4 protein-coding genes are annotated in these 2,254 nt (G+C 35.2%); 3 read left to right on the top strand and 1 reads right to left on the bottom strand.

What is annotated here, in order from left to right:
- Window positions 1–188 (bottom strand): hypothetical protein (locus ABX784_RS17065; RefSeq protein ID WP_372656266.1); only part of this gene is annotated, 188 nt, incomplete at its 3' end.
- Between the two features lie 85 nt (window positions 189–273).
- Between ABX784_RS17065 and ABX784_RS17060 the strand changes: the two genes are divergently transcribed.
- The 3 genes from ABX784_RS17060 to ABX784_RS17050 form a co-directional block, all read left to right on the top strand.
- Entirely contained in the window at window positions 274–774 is a 501-nt protein-coding gene (locus ABX784_RS17060) for a rhodanese-like domain-containing protein (protein WP_372656265.1), read from the top strand.
- Window positions 775–872: 98 nt separating this feature from the next.
- On the top strand, window positions 873–1,628 hold the full coding sequence (locus ABX784_RS17055) for an aminotransferase class IV (RefSeq protein WP_372656264.1): 756 nt from the start codon (window positions 873–875) through the stop codon (window positions 1,626–1,628).
- Window positions 1,629–1,636: 8 nt separating this feature from the next.
- On the top strand, window positions 1,637–2,254 hold a 618-nt coding region (locus tag ABX784_RS17050; RefSeq protein ID WP_372656263.1), incomplete at its 3' end, for a hypothetical protein.

The following is a 2,254-nucleotide window of genomic DNA, read 5'->3' as shown; positions in this document are numbered from 1 at the left end:
CCAGAAAGCGGTATATATAATTTAAGAGGAGCACTAGAGGAAGTACCATCTCCCCCTAAAGTGTTATAAACAGAATATATGCTCCCTACATTAACAACAGGCGTCGTAGTATCAGAGAGCCTGACGGTACTGGCCGAAGTTGATAGTAGAGAAAATGTAGAAAGTAACCCGAGTATTAAATATTTCATCTGTTTGATTATCTCAGTAAGATACGACTTTCGTCAAATTTATTGCTCTTGTCAGCTAAAGCTAAGCGTGGAATATTACATAATTATGAAAAGAACTATCTTTATACTCTCATTATTGCTTTTCCAATCTTGTTTAAAGCCTGAAGAAGCGCAAAATAAATTCCAAATTGTAAGCTCGATGGGTGCAACTCTAGAGAAGCAATACTCAGCAATTCCACATATCTCAGTTGAGGACTTTCAAGCTCTCGATAAAGACAGCTTAATATTAGTGGACAATCGCTCAACTCCAGAAATTGAAATTAGCTATATCCCTAACTCTGTGACTAAAGAGGTATTCGAAGAGAATCTACCTAACTATCATGGAAAAAAGATTATTGTTTATAGTACAATTGGAAATAGAAGCTCGAAATATGTCCATATACTAAAAGATAAAAATATTGATGCCTATAATTTAAAAGAAGGCATTTTGGGCTGGGCACATAGAAAGCTTCCACTCTTAAGTTCAGGAAAAGAAACTAAGAGAGTGCACGTTTATACTGACGCCTGGAACTTCACACCAGAAGGATATGAAGGAGTTTACAAATAAACTCTCTAGTATCAATAAACGGAATTATTTCAGATGTTGCCAATGCAAAAATATCAGTTTTTGATAGAGGGTTTCTCTATGGAGATTCCATCTATGAAGTGACTCAGACTTTCAATCGTAAGATATTTAAGTTTGATGAGCATTTCAATAGATTGATTTACAGTGCCATGAAAATGGATATGCCACTTGAGATCACACAGGAAGAACTTGAAAAGGATATACATCTAGTATTAAAAGAGCTCGATACTGATAATGCTTACATAAGAGTGATTATTACACGTGGAGAGGGTGAAATTGGACTAGACCCTGCACTTGCGACAAAGAGTAATGTCATTATCATTGTGAAGGAACTACCTGCAAATCCTACTTGGTGGTACACCGATGGAGTACACATGATTGTGTCTCACACCATGAGAAACCCAAAAAATGCAGTAGATCCAAGAATAAAGTCAGGTAATTATTTAAATAATGTAATGGCCATAAATGAAGCAAAAAAAGCAGGTGCCTATGACGCCATTATGCTAAATGCTAAAGATGAAGTCACCGAGGCCACGACATCCAATATATGGGTAGTAAAAGATGGTGAAGTCATCACTCCTCCAGTGAAGGCCGGCCTACTTGGTGGTATAACGAGAAAGTCATTACTAAAGCTAGCGAAAGAAAATAAATACAATATCAGTGAAAGAAATTTTAATGAAGAATTTCTTAAATCTGCAGATGAATGCTTTCTTACAAGTACCACGAAACTATTGGTACCTATTACTAAAATTGACAATCAAGACATAGGAACTGGAAGGCCTGGTCCAGTGACTTTAGAGTTGTTAAAATTATACAAGAAGGCCAATAATATCTAGGGATAGAAATGGAAAATAAAGCTCAGAGTAATGCTCGTAAATTATTAAAAATTCTAACTGAAGATAAGTATAAAAGAAGACGTGCTCCTTTTATTATTTCGATTGGAGTAATTGCCCTATTCATTATCGCTATTTCTTTTTATAAAAATAACCAAAAATCACAAGAGTCTTACCTGATAAGTCGTGAAGAAAGATTGAGCTATAAGGACATAGATAATGCACTTAAAAGAGGTGTTAACTTTGAATCTCTCGGTAAAGAGAAGAAGCATATTCTCTATTATCTAGCTAATGGAAAATATTCTTTAGAAGCTATTAGTTATCTTAAGAAGTCAGGAGTTAAACTGAACTCTCTCAATGCTGAAAGTAAGAATGCATTAGAAGATATTCTTTTAAACTTAGTACCTAGTCATAAGAACTTAGAAGAACATTTTTATCAGAATATTTCCACTCTTCTAAGTCTAGACCTAACTGTCAGCGACACGACAATTCGAGAGGCCTCTAAGTCTTGTGAAGAGAGCTCTCTTGTTACTTGTTTGAAGATTGCATATTATTATAAAGCACTAGGAAAAGAAGAGCACGCCACTAGTTATGCTAAGAGATCATGCTATACATCTAAGGATGACTCT

The organism is Halobacteriovorax sp. (genome assembly GCF_041587335.1).
GTDB lineage: Bacteria > Bdellovibrionota > Bacteriovoracia > Bacteriovoracales > Bacteriovoracaceae > Halobacteriovorax.
This window is presented reverse-complemented; position numbering and strand designations above follow the sequence as displayed.